This window comes from Pseudomonas sp. SWRI50 (assembly GCF_014269095.1).
In the GTDB taxonomy this organism is placed as follows: Bacteria; Pseudomonadota; Gammaproteobacteria; order Pseudomonadales; family Pseudomonadaceae; genus Aquipseudomonas; species Aquipseudomonas kermanshahensis.
Window position 1 is genome coordinate 86,602 of the sequence record NZ_JABWRW010000014.1, and the last position, 14,331, is coordinate 100,932.

The window sequence follows — 14,331 nt, forward strand, 5'->3', positions numbered from 1 at the left end:
CTACAGGCACGTCGCCGCAGCAGCACGCCGCTGCAGCGCCACGCCGTCATTTTTTTGCGCGTAGTAATCGACCCGCGCCCCACCCGCCTGCGGATAAACGTCCACGAACGCCTCGGCCTCGCGGGTATACACGGTGAAACCACCCGGCTTGCGCGGCTCCAGGTAGCCACTGGCATCGTCCCCGAACACCGCCTCTTCCTGCCAGCTGAACTGAATGCATTGTGCAACCAGTTCTGGCGCCTTGTGCGAATCGAGCTGCGCGGTCGGCTTGCCGCCACGTGCCGTTTCCATGGTCGCGGAAGCGCAACCGACCAGCATCAGTACTGCGGCCATCGGCAGAATCGCTCGCATGTTCAATCCTCAGGGCAAAAAAGAAGGCGACTCTAGCATTGGCGGGCACCGCGAGTGAATTGTCGGGCGCATGCTGCTGTCGCAGTAGGAACATGCCGTCACAAGGAAACCGCGATGAAAAAGCATCACCTGATACCCGCCTTGCTGCTCGCCGCCCTGCCCTGCCTGCCGTTGGCCGCTTCTGCCGCCCCGTCCGCCGAAGAAAGCATTACGGGGCCAGAAACCCACAACCGTGAACTCAAGGTGGGTGACAAGGCCCCCGACCAATACAAGCGCGATGATCAGACGGTAAAAGACTGGAAGGCCAAAGGCCTGCCCACCCCAGAAAAGGAAAGCCATTGGGTACGCATGGGCGAGCACTACGTGCTGGTGCAGATCACCAATGGGGTAGTGCTGGCGATCCACCCGGCCAGCTGAATCAACTGACCTGCACCAAGGCCGCCATGTGCACGGTGTTGCGCCCGGCGGCCTTGGCCTGATAAAGCGCTGCATCCGCCTGCGCCAGCAGGCTTGAGGTGCTGTCCCTGGGCGCTGGCACACCGCACCACAGCCCGACACTGAAACGCAGCTCGATCTCATCACCGGCAAAACGCGCGGGGCTGTTGGCAATCGCTTCCCGCAAGCCCTGCAGCGCAGCCATCGCCCCGCTTCTGTCGGTACCTGGCAACAGCAGCAGGAATTCCTCCCCGCCATAGCGCCCAAGGCTGTCCCCCTGGCGCAAACGCTGCTGCAACTGACGCACGCAATGGCACAACACCTCGTCACCCGCCAAGTGCCCATACAGGTCGTTGATCCGCTTGAAATGATCGATATCGATCATGGCCACGGCCAGGCTGCTCTGCGCCTCGCGGGCGCGGTCGAGCTCGACGCCGAAGCGTTCGAGGATCGCCCGGCGGTTGTAGGTGCCGGTCAACACATCGCGCAAGGCCAAGTGCTGCAAGCGCGATTCGCTACGCTCCTTGGCCATCAACACCAGGCCGATGGAATACATCATCACCGTGACTGTGCCGATCGCCACCGAAATGCTCTGTTTGAGGTTGCTGGTGTCATAGCGCATTTCCACCGCCGTGCCATTGGCCACCGCCACAGCCCGCATGCCCAACCCGACCAGGCTGATCAGCGCACCGATCTGCAGCAGCAGGTGCGCCCTGCCTGGCCGCTCGACGTACCGCCTGGCCCAGTACAGGATCATCGAGCACTGCAGCATCAGCACCAGCGTCGCCAGCAGCATGCGTGGTTCGAGGGTGTCGAGCAGCAGCATCAGCCCCACCAGCATGCACGCCGGGATGATGAAGATCAGCCGCCACGGGATCACTTGCTCACGCACCCGGAACAAGCTGGCCGAATAAAACGCCAGGGCCAGTGACAGCAAGCTGTTGCCCAGGCCATAGCTGAGCCACAGCGGCGCTTGCGCGTAAACGGTGTAGCAGACATACGCCAAGGCATGCACCAGCAGCCCGCAGCCGGTAAGCAGCAGGTTGTCGCGGCGGTTGCTGCGGCCGACCAACAACAGGCAGAAAGCCAGAATGGTCGCTACCAGGGCGACCGCGGCGAACAGCGTGGGGGTGTGGGCGATCATCGTGATTCACCGTGTGGCAGTTTGCCGTCTTGGCTGCGGCTTACCGTGCAGTCTAGGTGCCGACGGCCGGCTCGGCCATGACCGAGCGAGACAGAACAGCAGCCGGCAAGCACGCCACTCATCGCTGGCAGGACAATTTTTTGCCCGCCCAGGAAACCAAATGGATCGATCCCAGTCTGAGGAAGTGTCCCGTAAACCTTTGCGGATCAAGGACCTATATCGTGATGACCCGCCTTGCAAGCTTTTCGCTGATTGCCGCCATCCTGCTGACTGCTGGCTGCCACAGCCATCGCTACCATGACGACGACGATGGCTGGCGTGATCGCGACCGTGGCCATGGCCACCATCATCGGCATGACCGTGACGATGACGACGACGACCGTCAATACCGCGGTGACCGCTACTACCGCTGAAGCGTCTTTGCAACCCTGACCCGCCGCTCGCTGCGCGGCACCTTAACCTGATGATTCCTTTTGAGGTTCGTACCATGCGTCTGACTCTGCCTTCCCTTGCCCTCGGCCTGCTGCTGTGCCAGGGCGCTTTCGCCGGTGACGGTACCGCCGCCATTGGCGGTGGCCTGGGTGGTGTACTGGGTAACGTTGTCGGCCAACAGATCGGCGGCAGCACAGGTGCTGCCATCGGCGCCGGTGTCGGCGGCGCTGCCGGCAGTGCGGTAGGCGCTCGCAAGGGCAACCGCACCGAGGCTGCCATCGGCGGTGGCCTGGGTTCTGCGGGCGGTTCGCTGCTCGGTGGCAAAGTCGGCGGTTCTGCCGGCTCCACCATTGGTGCCGGCCTGGGTGGCGCGGCCGGTGGTGCCATCGGTAACCACATGGGCGACAACAACGGCAAGAAGCACCACCGTCACCGTCACTGATCCAGGCGATAAACAGGGGCCGCATAGCGGCCCCTTTTGCGTCTTAAACCCTGCAACACATCAACACACCCTTCATCCCAAGCTGGCACACTGGCTGCTAATGTCTACCGTGCCCCTGTGTGAAGGAACACCCCCTCCCCATGAACCACGAGCTGCTCTGGGTCCTCGGCCTGCTGGCCATCGTCGTCGTCCTCTTCATCATCAACCGCCCGCGCATGGACGTGGTCGCCCTCATGGTGATCCTCGCCCTGCCGTTATCGGGCATCCTCACGGTGGAGCAGGCACTGGCCGGTTTCAGCGACCCCAACGTGGTACTGATCGCTGCCCTGTTCGTGATCGGCGAAGGCCTGGTACGCACCGGCATTGCCTACCGCATCGGCGAATGGATGAGCGAACGCGCCGGCAACAGTGAGGCGCGCTTGCTGATACTGCTGATGGTGGCGGTGGCGGGCCTGGGGTCGGTGATGAGTTCTACGGGAGTGGTGGCGATCTTCATCCCGGTGGTGCTGAGCATCGCCGCACGCCTCAAGCTCTCACCCAGCCGCCTGATGATGCCGCTGAGCTTTGCTGGCCTGATCAGCGGTATGCTCAGCCTGGTGGCCACGCCGCCCAACGTGGTGGTGCACAGCGAACTGGTGCGCCATGGCGAACAGGGCTTCAATTTCTTCAGCTTTACCCCGTTCGGCCTGGTGGTGCTGGTGCTGGGCATCGGCTACATGCTGCTCACCCGCCACTGGCTCAACGGCGAAGTGCGCAAGGACGGCCGGGTAGAAACCCGCCGCACGTTGCTTGACCTGGTACTGGACTACAAGCTCAGCGGCCGCGAGCGGCGCCTGCGCATCCGCCCGCATTCACCGCTGATTGGCCACACCCTGGGCGAGCTGGAGCTGCGTACAAAGCATGGCGCCAACGTGATCGGCATCGAGCGCCAGCACAAATTCACCACACGGGTGATCACCGCCGACTCCAATACCGTGCTGCACCAGGGCGACGTGCTGCTGCTCGACTTGTTCGCCAACCGCGACGACCTGCGCAGCCTGTGCCAGACCATGCAACTGGAGCCCCTGCATTTCAAGGCGGCCTACTTCATCGATCAGTCGCAGGAACTGGGCATGGCCGAAGTGTCGCTGCCACCCGGCTCGCAGCTGATCGGCAAGAGCGTCCTCGAGCTGGCGTTCCGTACCCGCTTCGACCTCAACGTGGTCGGCTTGCGCCGCGATCAGGTGGCCATCGAAGAGCAACTGGTGGAAGAAAAGCTGCGCCTGGGCGATACCCTGCTGGTGGTCGGCCCCTGGAAAGCCGTGCGTCAACTGCAGAGCAAACCGCACGACTTTCTGGTGCTGAGCTTGCCCGCCGAGATCGACCAGGTCGCCCCGGCCCGCACTCGCGCGCCGCAGGCCTTGTTGAGCCTGGCGGTGATGGTCGGGCTGATGGTCAGCGGCGCGGTGCCCAATGTGATCGCCGCGCTGATCGGCTGCCTGCTGATGGGCGCAGGCCGGTGCATCGACATGAACAGCGCCTACCGGGCAATCCATTGGCAGAGCCTGGTACTGATCGTCGGCATGCTGCCGTTCGCCCAGGCCCTGCAAAAAACCGGCGGCATCGACTTGGCCGTGACCGGGCTGGTCAGTGTGCTGGGCGGGGCCGGCCCCAGTGCCATTCTTGCCTGCCTGTTTGCCGTGACGGCGGTGATCGGCCTGTTCATTTCCAACACCGCCACTGCCGTGCTGATGGCGCCGGTGGCAATCAGCACGGCCACGCAACTGGGCATGTCGCCCTACCCCTTCGCCATGACCGTGGCCCTCGCCGCATCGGCTGCGTTCATGACGCCCGTCTCGTCACCGGTCAACACCCTGGTGCTGGGCCCGGGGCAATACCGGTTCGGTGATTTCGTCAAAGTCGGCGTGCCATTCACCTTGCTGGTGATGCTGGTGACTGTGGTGATGGTCCCGTGGTTCTTCGGCTTGTAAGGAAATCGACTGGGGATACCGGCAATTTGGCATTATCTTGCAGGATCGCGGCAGATTGACATCAAGTACCCTGTCGAAACACACTGACACGTAATTGCCCCAGGTGCTTCAAGCCGTTGTCCTGGATTTCGTTTCCGCTTGCCGGTCGAGTTCATGGTTTTTCCAGCCCAATCGCGCTTGTTGCCCTATGTCGCGCTGCTTTGCCTCACGTTTGCCCTGACCCTCGGCGGCATCCTGGCACGCCCCATCGAGTCCCTCTCCCTGTTCTGGCCGGTGAATGCGGTATTGGTCGGCGTGCTGTTGCGCTACCCCCGCCAGGCCAACGCCCTCGGCTTCATGCTGGTGTGGCTGGCCATGGTGCTGGCCGACCTGCTGTGCGGCAGCGCCTGGAAGCCGGCGTTGTGGTTCAACCTGTGCAACCTCGGCATGGTGTTCACCGTGTGGCAGTTGTTGTCACGCGTGCCGCGCGTGCACCGACGCATGCGCAGCCCGCATGGCGTACTCAGTGTGTTTGCCGCGTGCGCCGCTGGCGCAATGGTTGCCGCGAGCCTGGCCTCGGTGATGGCCGCACCGTGGTTCGAGCAATCGCTGCAGGCCACCTGGCTGGCCTGGTTCAGTGAACAGTTCTCGACCGGCGTACTGGTGCTACCGGTGCTGCTGTCGGCGCCCTCGGTGCGGGCGATGGTGCGCAGTGGCGCCCAGGCAGTGCGTTTGCCGCCGCTGCTGGTGCTGCTTGGCTCGCTGGCCTTCAGCATCGCCTTCGGTGGGCCAGGGGCGATTGCCTTCCCGATCGCCGCCCTGCTGTGGTGTGCCTGGACCTACCCGCCGTTTCTGGTCTCGATGCTGACGCTCACCGCCGGCAGCACCCTCATCGTCGCAGTCGCGCAAAACCTCATGCACTTCAGCGTGCCGCAGAGCGAACCCGGGGTCACCACCCTGATGTCGGCGCGCCTAGGTATCGCCATGCTGGTGCTCGGGCCGCTGGTGGTGGCCTGCGTCAGCCAGGCCAACCGCAGCCTGATGGCACGCCTGGCGCACCAGGCCACCATCGACCACCTGACCGGGGTACTGACCCGCAGCGCGTTCACCCGCCGCGCCAATGCACTACTCGACAGCCGCCAGCAACATGCCCAAGCATTGCCGCTGACGTTGATGATGCTGGATATCGATCACTTCAAGGCGATCAACGACGCGCATGGCCACGCTATCGGTGATCAGGTACTGCGCCAGTTCGCCCGCACCCTGCAAGACCAGTTGCACGAAGGCGAACTGTTCGCGCGCATGGGCGGCGAGGAGTTCGTCGTGATCCTCCCAGGCCTTGCGCCAGATCGCGCCAAATTCACTGCCGAACGCCTTCGTCGGGCCGTACAGGACCTGCACGTGGTGCACGCCGACCATCGCCTGCAAATCACCGTGAGCATCGGCCTGGACGGCTGCGCTGCCGACACCCCGGCGCCGAGCCTGGACGAGCTGCTGGCGCGCGCCGACCAAGCGCTGTACAGCGCCAAGGCCCACGGCCGCAACCGCGTCGAACAGGCCGAGGCACAGCGCCAGGTGGTCTGATTCACCCGGCCAGCAAATCCCAGGACAGCTTGGCAATCAGTACGCACAGCAAAATCAGAAACAGCCCACGCACGAAACCTGCGCCCTTGCGCACCGCCAGCCAAGTGCCGGTCAGTGCACCGAGGATGTTGCAGGCCGCCATGGGCAAGGCGATGGCGTACAGCACGTTGCCCGACGGCACGAAGAACACCAGCGCCGCCAAGTTGGTGGCGATGTTCACCACTTTGGCCGAAGCCGAAGCGTGCAGGAAGTCCAGGGCAAAAAAACGAATGAACAGGAAGATCAGGAAGCTGCCGGTCCCTGGCCCGAACAGGCCATCGTAAAAACCAATGGCCCCACCGATCAGCACCGCCAGGCATTGCTCCTTGCGGCCGATCTGCGTGGGCTTGTGCAACGTGCCGAAGTCCTTTTTGCGGACCGTGTAGATCGCCATCAGCACGATCATCACCAGCACGGCCGGGCGCATCACGCTGGGCGGCACCAGCGATACCGTGGCGGCGCCGGCAAACGACATGACAAAGGCACTGAGCGCCGCGGGCACGATCAGCCCCCAGTCCAATGTGACCTTGCGGATGAACGAGCGAGCCGCAAAGGCAGTGCCGCACACCGAGGCCAGTTTGTTGGTGCCCAGCAAGGCCGCCGGTTGCGCGGTGGGCAGCACGTTGAACAGCGCCGGGATCTGAATAAGCCCGCCACCGCCTACGGCGGCATCGATCAAACCGGCGGCAAAGGCGAACACAGAAAGTACAGCGATATCCATCATGACGCGGCTCCAGGCAGTAAGACAGGCTGCAAGGCTAATCAAAGTGCCGCGCTTGTGTTGAAATGCCACATTGCGAAAACTGCAATGAGGAGCAGGCAATGGCCTTGGACATGCTGCGGGAGATTCAGGCGTTCGTCAGTGTCGCCCACAAGCGCAGCTTCGTCGCTGCGGCACGCGCCCTAGGGCGTTCACCCAGCGCGGTAACCCGAGCGGTGCAAACGTTGGAGGACAACGCCGGCAGTAAACTGCTCAACCGCAACGCCAACGCGGTGACCCTGACCGAAGCTGGCGAGCGCCTGCTCCCCCATGCCGAGCGCTTGCTGGATGTGCAACGTGATGCAGTCGACGAGTTGGCCGCGCTAAGCGGTAGCGCCCAAGGCTGGATCCGTTTCGCCGTGCCGCAATTGCTCGGTGAGCATGTGCTGCCCCGGGTGCTCGCCGAGTTTTCCCAGCGTCATCCACAGGTGACCCTGGACGTGCAGTACAGCGATGCCGCCCTGGACCCGCTGCTGGACAAGTTCGACTTCGTGGTGCGCGGCGCCTTTCCGCAATCCAGCGAGCTGATCGGCTATCCGCTGTGGGGTTACCAACGCCATCTGTATGCAAGCCCGGCTTACCTGGCCAGCGCCGGCAACCCGCAACACCCAGAAGACCTGGAGCACCATGCACTGATTCTGCATACCGCCCCACGCATACTCAAAGCCTGGCATTTCTGCCGAGATGGCCAGATCACCAGCCTGCGCCCAACGCCACGGCTTCGGCTGGGTTCTGGCGATGCGGTGTACCACAGCACACTGGCCGGGGCCGGTATCGCCCGCCTTGCGGCCTGGGTGGGCGAAGCTCAGGTCAAAGCTGGCCGCCTGGTGCGGGTGTGCGCGCAATACCGCCTGACCTCAAGCACCGGCCAAGACCCACAAATGCACGCGCTGTACCCGGCCGGCGAGTTGCCCGCGCGGGTTCGTGAACTGATGCAGGCCCTGCGCCGCGCCGGCCTGTCGGCCTAACGGCGACGGCTCTAAAGGACTGTTCAAATTCTGCTCAATTTAACAGAGCCCGCTTCCGGCTTGGCTTGCAGCATTTTATCCACAGACCTACCCACGTTTTTTGTGGACAGATTTCCCAGCGTAAAGAACGACTTATCGCACATGCAGCAACGCTGTATTGGCCAGCCTGACCAACTCGATCCACTCAAGCGTGCTGATCTCACCCGCCTGTTCCAATGCGCCCGCGCTGCGCAGTGCCTCGTCGTACGCGTTCTCATCGAGCGTGTCATCAGCGAGAAAACGGCTACGCCACTCCAGCATGGCTGAAGTGCCTTTCTTGCATTCCATGTGTGTTTCGACTCCAAGGCAAAAGACCGGCCCGTCAACGTGGGCCCCAGGACGGCGGCGGGAGATTACACGAGCCATTCGCACTTGAGAATTACTTGCAGGTACCACTGATCAGTCATGGTGAATGAACGGGGCAGCCGGGGGCGCAGGCGGGTGGGCCCATCTGGCGAATCAGACGGGCCGCGAAGGAAGGAGTCGGGTGAAAGTCAGCTTGGCGGGATGGTGCCCAAAATACCTATCAGAATGGTCAGGAGCAGAAAACCACCCAGGAACAGCGTCAGCTTGCCCATCGGAACCTCTACAGTGTGATGCGGGGATGGGCCTATTGTCGGTCCATGGCTGATACGGTTACAGATGCAGGTTTATAGAAAAAAAGCGGATCAGATGCCAGTGATCAGCACAGCGGCGCGACCCACCTCAACTCAATTGCTCCAGTTTTGCCAGCGGCAACCAACCGAACTCATCATCGTCATGGCGCCGGCACCACATCCAGCCATTGAGCGAGCGCACCTTTTGCACCAGTTGCCCGGGGTCGGCATCCAGCTCATGGGCCGAGTAGTGATCAAGCGCCCTGCCTTTCTCCACACTGAACCGCTCGATCAATTGCGCCGGCACCCATCCCGGCTCCTGCCCAGGGCACGAACACAGGTACCAGTCCTGCCAGCCCGGCTCGCCTTCATAGCGCGGGCCGATATCCAGCAGCGTGCCCTTGGCAAAACGAATCGGCCTTGGGTATTCGCTGCGGTGGCGCTCGATCACGACGTAATGCATAGGGCCTCTCCTTGGCCAGGGGGAAATTATCGATCGTAGCAGAAGCGGTCTGACACGCTGCGACGGCATGGTTGTATCTTTATGTGTACAAACTGAGACCTGATACACAAGAACGTTTCCTACAGCTAAATCGGACATACCCTCGATACAGAGGTCCTCTTTACTGGCTTGCATCAACCCATACCTGTGGCCTTGCCAAGGAGATGCCCGATGCTTGCCCACCCCTCGACACCTTCAAGCCACCCAACACGCCGCATCCGCCACCTCCTCGCCTGTGCCCTTCTTTCCCTTGGCCTGATGGCGACTGCCGCCTGCTCGGCTGCGTCAGAACCGGCCCAGGCAACGGCCACCTCAGCGGAGCGCTTCGGCCCACTCAAGCACGTTGAAGCTGGCGTTCTCGATGTGGCCTATGTCGAGCAAGGCCCAGCCGATGGCCCTGTGGTTATCTTGCTGCATGGGTGGCCCTACGACATTCACAGTTTCGAGGCGGTGGCACCGAAGCTCGCCGCAAAAGGCTACCGCGTGCTCGTGCCGTACGTACGGGGCTATGGGCAGACCCGCTTCCTTTCAGCGCAGACCCTACGCAATGCCCAGCCCTCGGCCCTGGCCAGCGACGTCATCGCCTTCATGGACGCCCTCCACATCCAGCACGCCGTACTCGCTGGTTTCGACTGGGGCGCCCGCACTGCCGACATCGTCTCGGCCCTGTGGCCCGAGCGGGTCAAAGCACTGGTGTCAGTCAGTGGCTACCTGATCAGCAGCCAGGAAGCCGCCAAGGCGCCGCTCCCCCCCAGTGCCGAACTGCAATGGTGGTACCAATACTACTTCGCCACCGAGCGTGGCCAAGCCGGTTACGACAAGAACCGCCATGCGTTCGCCAAGCTGATCTGGCAGACCGCCTCACCCAAGTGGGCCTTCGATGACACCACCTTCGAGCGCAGTGCCAAGGCGCTGGACAACCCCGATCAGGTTGCCATCACCGTGCACAACTACCGCTGGCGCTTGGGGCAGGCACAAGGCGAGGCCCGCTACGCCCCACTGGAAGCGAAACTGGCCACCTTCCCCAGCATCAGTGTGCCGACCATTACCTTGGAAGGTGATGCCAACGGAGCACCGCACCCACCGGCAGAAAGCTATGCACAACGCTTCACCGGCAAGTACGCGTACCGCCTGATCAGTGGCGGCATTGGCCACAACCTGCCCCAAGAAGCCCCCGATGCGTTCGCTCAAGCAGTGATCGACGCGGACCACCTGTAGTCACCGACGTGTTTCCCGCGTCAGCAGCCCCTACTTCAGGGGCTGTAATTGCTACATAAGGTTTCACAACGTTCGGTGACCCTGCTTTACACCGCTGCTGGCGACGGCGCGACCTAAATTGCTCGAAACCCTTGAGCCTGGGGCGTTGAGAACCTTATGCAGCACACGATTTGAAACGGTCAGATGCGAAGTTTGTAGGATCTTTACCCGTACATCGTAGGAGAAATCCAAGCAGTGGCATTTCCCTGTATGAAACATCAGTTTCATCGGCAAAATCGAGCTGCTACGGTCCCATTTTCCTACAACGGCACGGATGCCCACCGCATGAGAAAAGCATGGACCCGTTCGACGCCTCGGCCCTGAAACTGCAAAAGAACCTGCTCAACCTGCGACAGTCGCGTGATCGATTTAGAAAGGAGGGCTATGACAAGGAAGCCGATGACCTTGATAAGTCGATCGCGCGAATAGAGGCGGTGTTGAGCAAGATGTCGGGCACCGTCAAACCACCGACCTTGCAGTAGCCCCTGTTCAGCCAGCGGCCAGCGCATGAGTGATTTGTAGCGTCTGCGCGGGTAAGCTCTTTGCTCATGCCTTCATACAGGAATAGGGAAATGAGCGTTGACTGGCACGCAGGGCCGATCACCAGAAGCACCCCACTGGACAAACACTAGCGGAGCACGCAAAAAGTTCGACGGTTCCTGACGGATGAATGCGGAAGCGCATTCAAGTTTGATCGCGCCTTCATGGCCTGGATCAAGAGCGGCGAGCCGTTGACGATGGGCGACGTGGCTGACGGGTGGATACGTACCCATCTTTGAATTTGGCGCGCTGAGGGTGAGCGGTTAACTCAAGCAGATGTGTTCGGTAACTTGCGGCAATACACCAATGCCAGGTGGCGTCTTCGTGGGCCATTTCTTCGGCCTGAGGCACAGCTGGGCGAGCCAAGTGCAGATGTTATTTCAAAGCGCGGAAGACGTTCGGCGGCTTTCAGAGGGGCTTGAGGTTATCCTGTTGCGTGAAACGGAATCCCCTATGATCATCGATTCTGAATCCGTGAATTGGCATTGGATCGATGTGATCGTGCGCACGGTGCATTCCGCCAAGGCTGACCAAGCCTAATGACCCGAACCGTATGCCCTTTACGCCTTTTGTCGTTCTCTGCTGGAAGCCCTAATGAACAAATTGATCCTGCCTGTCGCCATCTTCTTTAGCGTACTCATCGCTGGGAAGGCCTCCGAGCATTTTGGGCTGGAGGGCAGCTGGAAAATCGGCCTGCTCTGCGTTGTAGCGGCTGCCGTGCAGATCGCCGTGACCCGTTTCCAGCGCCTGCAACAGCAAAAAGTGCAACGCTGACCCTGCGACGGAACCGCCCTAGCCCGCCTTGGCGGGCTTTGTTTTGCCCGTTGAAATCAGAATCGATATCCCCGGTTCGCGAGAGCAAACAAAAGGGAATTGGCCTCACCATCAATCCAACTGTCTGCCTCAGCACCCGCACAGCCAGATGATCGCGGATCCATTTTGTACGTTCATTTCTCGAATGACGCCCACTGCTTTACGCAAATCAAAACAACGAAAGCGGGTAGTTAATGATTAGGCGGTTTTCATTGAAACTGGTATTAGTCCCCCACGCTCGACGCAGTGTCGAATTTCGCCATTTGACGTTCAGGTCTTTAAGCGCGCCAGACTGGAAAACATAAGCCAGTTCACTCTCCCTGCCCCACTCCTCGGCGTCATTCTCAGTACCTACATGGATACCGCTACCCTTAATGTACCGGTTCATAAGGGTCAGCCCGGGCACGCCCAGTGCCGTGAAGTTATAATCATGTCGCAACTGCCAAGAGCGCTCATTAGCATTTTCGTAGCTAGAGTTAAAGCTGTCATTGGCCAGTGAGCCACCCGACGTGCCGTTGACTTTCATCCAACCGTCCTGACCAGAGACCTTTTGCAACCCGATATAAAATGTGTTTGCACCATACTTGGCGAAAAACAACCCAGACCCTGTTCGGTTATCAAGATCTCCCGCCAGAGATCGCCCCTCATCCTTACCAGTGAACCATTGTAAATTGGCACCCAGCGTCCAGTCGCCAACGGATTGGCTATGGGTGAGCTGCACCATCTGCTGACTATAGATATCTTTCAACTCAGCCCCCCACACGCCGAGCATCGTCCGCTTGTCATTGAACGTATACTCGCCACCCAGGAAGTTGAACCGATCAGAGGTGACGCCCGGTTTCTGCGCGAGGAACATATCCTCCATGCTGGCATCATTTCGCGGGCTGTTAGCACGGAATTGCCCGCCGTAGAGGGTAACATTTTCGATTTCTCGAGAAGTAATCTGTGCACCGCGGAACGTCTGGGGTAACGACCGGCCGTCATCTGAACGCAAGATTGGCAGCGTAGGCATCCATTCGCCGACCTTGAGCTCTGTAGAAGAGAACCGCGCTTTACCTGCAATTGCCAAACGCCCGTAATCATCGGCCGCGCGGCCATCGTCATGAATGGGCAGCAATTGTGTTCCTCGGGTGCCACGCCCACTGTCTAACTTCACGGCGAACAGTCCCAGGGCGTCAACGCCAAAGCCCACCGGGCCTTGGGTGAAGCCCGACTTATAACTCATGATAAAAGCTTGACTCCACTCTTCTGCTTTGCCTTGAGTGGCAGCGTCGCTGACAAAGTTACGATTAATGTAAAAATTACGTAGCGCCAGCGCAGCAGTTGAATCCCCTATGAATCCAGCCTCGGTTGCCTGCACGCAGACTGCCGTACTGAGAAGCGGCAGAACAAAAAACATCTTTGCGTTATTGTAAATATATTCGGATGCGCGGATTTTCATTTCTTATTATTTCCATCACAGACATTCAATACAAACGCAGCTTTTCACGCCGAGTATTCATTCAACGAGGTTTTGTACAACGCTTTCTATTATTTGACGCCCCTTGGCGCTGCGCGTGGCTAAGCGCTGGCGCGCTATTGTTGCGACATCCAGCAGACGACGACGGCCGAGCCCCTCAATTCGTGAGCGCAAGCCAAACTCCCAGTACCCTCTATAAAGTCGAAAAATGAGCACGCCAAAGACAAAGCGCATGGCACTTGGCGAGGCGCGCCCAGAAGAGGAAAACGATCAAGCACTACCTGCAGTGTCGCTGCAGGTCAGCAAATCTCAACCCGCGCTGGAAGGTGTCTTGCAGCGGGTGTATTCCAGTTGGTAAAGCGTGGTGGCGAGCTGCTGCTCAGGGTCGTCCAGCAGGTTGCTCAACTCCGCGACCAGTCGCTCTCTGATATGCCCGACATAGTCAGCGGCGCAACCTTCGATCATGATGATCCAGGATGGAATTTCAGTGCCCTCTGATCGGGCCTTCTTCTCCGCAGTCTCAACCTTGCTGACGGCTTCATCAGCGGTGCAGAAGTGGACACCGGTGATCCCTTGTGCGTCGACCAGCGGGGGCAACATTCGATCGCGCAATGCTTGCAGAACGTCCGTGTAGCGCTCGACGGCGACATTGAAGCGCAGGGTCACCAAATAAGCGCCATTACCCACACCGGCCGTGTAATGAACGTCGCAAATTGATCGGGCGACATTACGGTATGACTGCACGACTTTCTGTGTCCATGGCGTCGGCGCATTTAGGCGAGCCAGATAATCTGGCCCCCCCAGCACCTCGACAGAATCAGCCTCGTACAGATTGAAATAGGCAGGCCCAGCATCGAGCGCGATGTATCGTCGCCCCCGCTGAAATCCCGGAATCGCCGCGCGCTCTGGCATGTGTTCACGGTTATGCCATTCGTAGAACTCATCCCGCGCGTCGGGCATAAGATCATGCCAAATTGCAACTACGCCTGTTCCTGCAAAGCTCATGTCTTATTCTCCGGCA

Annotated in this window: 17 protein-coding genes and 1 pseudogene; 11 read left to right on the forward strand and 7 right to left on the reverse strand. The window is 60.5% G+C overall.

Going from position 1 to position 14,331, the window contains the following annotated elements; all coding sequences use genetic code 11:
• Positions 1-351 carry a hypothetical protein gene (locus HU750_RS16235; protein ID WP_085273062.1) on the reverse strand — a complete coding sequence of 117 codons (351 nt, stop codon included), beginning with the start codon at positions 349-351 and terminating at the stop codon, positions 1-3.
• A 114-nt stretch (positions 352-465) separates the two neighbouring features.
• Here HU750_RS16235 and HU750_RS16240 point away from each other — a divergent pair, with 114 nt between their 5' ends.
• Entirely contained in the window at positions 466-768 is a 303-nt protein-coding gene (locus tag HU750_RS16240; protein WP_027592696.1) for an RcnB family protein, read from the forward strand.
• Position 769: 1 nt separating this feature from the next.
• On the opposite strand, the gene HU750_RS16245 is transcribed toward HU750_RS16240, so the two are convergent.
• Entirely contained in the window at positions 770-1,930 is a 1,161-nt protein-coding gene (locus HU750_RS16245; RefSeq protein WP_085273061.1) for a GGDEF domain-containing protein, read from the reverse strand.
• A gap of 224 nt (positions 1,931-2,154) precedes the next feature.
• On the opposite strand from HU750_RS16245, the gene HU750_RS16250 reads away from it, so the two are divergent.
• From HU750_RS16250 to HU750_RS16265, 4 genes are all read left to right on the forward strand, one after another.
• Complete coding sequence (locus HU750_RS16250; RefSeq protein WP_085273060.1) at positions 2,155-2,343, forward strand: hypothetical protein; 189 nt, start codon at positions 2,155-2,157, stop codon at positions 2,341-2,343.
• 74 nt (positions 2,344-2,417) lie between these two features.
• The gene (locus HU750_RS16255) at positions 2,418-2,804 is read left to right on the forward strand and encodes a glycine zipper domain-containing protein (protein ID WP_027592699.1); all 387 of its coding nucleotides are present in this window, start codon (positions 2,418-2,420) and stop codon (positions 2,802-2,804) included.
• Between the two features lie 140 nt (positions 2,805-2,944).
• A complete protein-coding gene (locus HU750_RS16260; RefSeq protein WP_027592700.1) occupies positions 2,945-4,774 on the forward strand; it encodes an SLC13 family permease in 1,830 nt (609 codons plus the stop codon).
• Between the two features lie 138 nt (positions 4,775-4,912).
• The gene (locus tag HU750_RS16265) at positions 4,913-6,337 is read left to right on the forward strand and encodes a GGDEF domain-containing protein (RefSeq protein WP_186681165.1); all 1,425 of its coding nucleotides are present in this window, start codon (positions 4,913-4,915) and stop codon (positions 6,335-6,337) included.
• Position 6,338: 1 nt separating this feature from the next.
• Here HU750_RS16265 and HU750_RS16270 read toward each other — a convergent pair whose 3' ends face one another.
• On the reverse strand, positions 6,339-7,100 hold the full coding sequence (locus HU750_RS16270; RefSeq protein ID WP_186681167.1) for a sulfite exporter TauE/SafE family protein: 762 nt from the start codon (positions 7,098-7,100) through the stop codon (positions 6,339-6,341).
• Between the two features lie 98 nt (positions 7,101-7,198).
• Between HU750_RS16270 and HU750_RS16275 the strand changes: the two genes are divergently transcribed.
• On the forward strand, positions 7,199-8,104 hold the full coding sequence (locus HU750_RS16275) for a LysR family transcriptional regulator (RefSeq protein ID WP_186681168.1): 906 nt from the start codon (positions 7,199-7,201) through the stop codon (positions 8,102-8,104).
• Between the two features lie 132 nt (positions 8,105-8,236).
• Here the strand turns inward: HU750_RS16275 and HU750_RS16280 are convergent, their stop codons facing one another.
• Entirely contained in the window at positions 8,237-8,431 is a 195-nt protein-coding gene (locus HU750_RS16280) for a hypothetical protein (RefSeq protein ID WP_186681170.1), read from the reverse strand.
• Between the two features lie 417 nt (positions 8,432-8,848).
• A complete protein-coding gene (locus HU750_RS16285) occupies positions 8,849-9,202 on the reverse strand; it encodes an SH3 domain-containing protein (RefSeq protein ID WP_085273059.1) in 354 nt (117 codons plus the stop codon).
• A 210-nt stretch (positions 9,203-9,412) separates the two neighbouring features.
• On the opposite strand from HU750_RS16285, the gene HU750_RS16290 reads away from it, so the two are divergent.
• The 5 genes and pseudogenes from HU750_RS16290 to HU750_RS16305 all read left to right on the forward strand — a co-directional run bounded on the left by HU750_RS16290 (position 9,413) and on the right by HU750_RS16305 (position 11,812).
• The gene (locus HU750_RS16290; RefSeq protein WP_186681172.1) at positions 9,413-10,459 is read left to right on the forward strand and encodes an alpha/beta fold hydrolase; all 1,047 of its coding nucleotides are present in this window, start codon (positions 9,413-9,415) and stop codon (positions 10,457-10,459) included.
• 335 nt (positions 10,460-10,794) lie between these two features.
• A complete protein-coding gene (locus HU750_RS16295; RefSeq protein ID WP_027592707.1) occupies positions 10,795-10,980 on the forward strand; it encodes a hypothetical protein in 186 nt (61 codons plus the stop codon).
• Between the two features lie 90 nt (positions 10,981-11,070).
• Positions 11,071-11,277 (forward strand): annotated as a pseudogene (locus HU750_RS27200) (DUF6434 domain-containing protein).
• 85 nt (positions 11,278-11,362) lie between these two features.
• Complete coding sequence (locus HU750_RS16300) at positions 11,363-11,578, forward strand: hypothetical protein (RefSeq protein WP_186681174.1); 216 nt, start codon at positions 11,363-11,365, stop codon at positions 11,576-11,578.
• A gap of 54 nt (positions 11,579-11,632) precedes the next feature.
• A complete protein-coding gene (locus HU750_RS16305; protein ID WP_085273057.1) occupies positions 11,633-11,812 on the forward strand; it encodes a hypothetical protein in 180 nt (59 codons plus the stop codon).
• 208 nt (positions 11,813-12,020) lie between these two features.
• On the opposite strand, the gene HU750_RS16310 is transcribed toward HU750_RS16305, so the two are convergent.
• Both HU750_RS16310 and HU750_RS16315 read right to left on the reverse strand, forming a co-directional pair.
• Positions 12,021-13,250 carry an OprD family porin gene (locus HU750_RS16310; RefSeq protein WP_238348917.1) on the reverse strand — a complete coding sequence of 410 codons (1,230 nt, stop codon included), beginning with the start codon at positions 13,248-13,250 and terminating at the stop codon, positions 12,021-12,023.
• Between the two features lie 369 nt (positions 13,251-13,619).
• Positions 13,620-14,315 (reverse strand): hypothetical protein, encoded by a 696-nt coding sequence (locus tag HU750_RS16315; RefSeq protein ID WP_186681178.1) that lies wholly within the window; start codon positions 14,313-14,315, stop codon positions 13,620-13,622.
• Between the last annotated feature and the right edge of the window lie 16 nt (positions 14,316-14,331).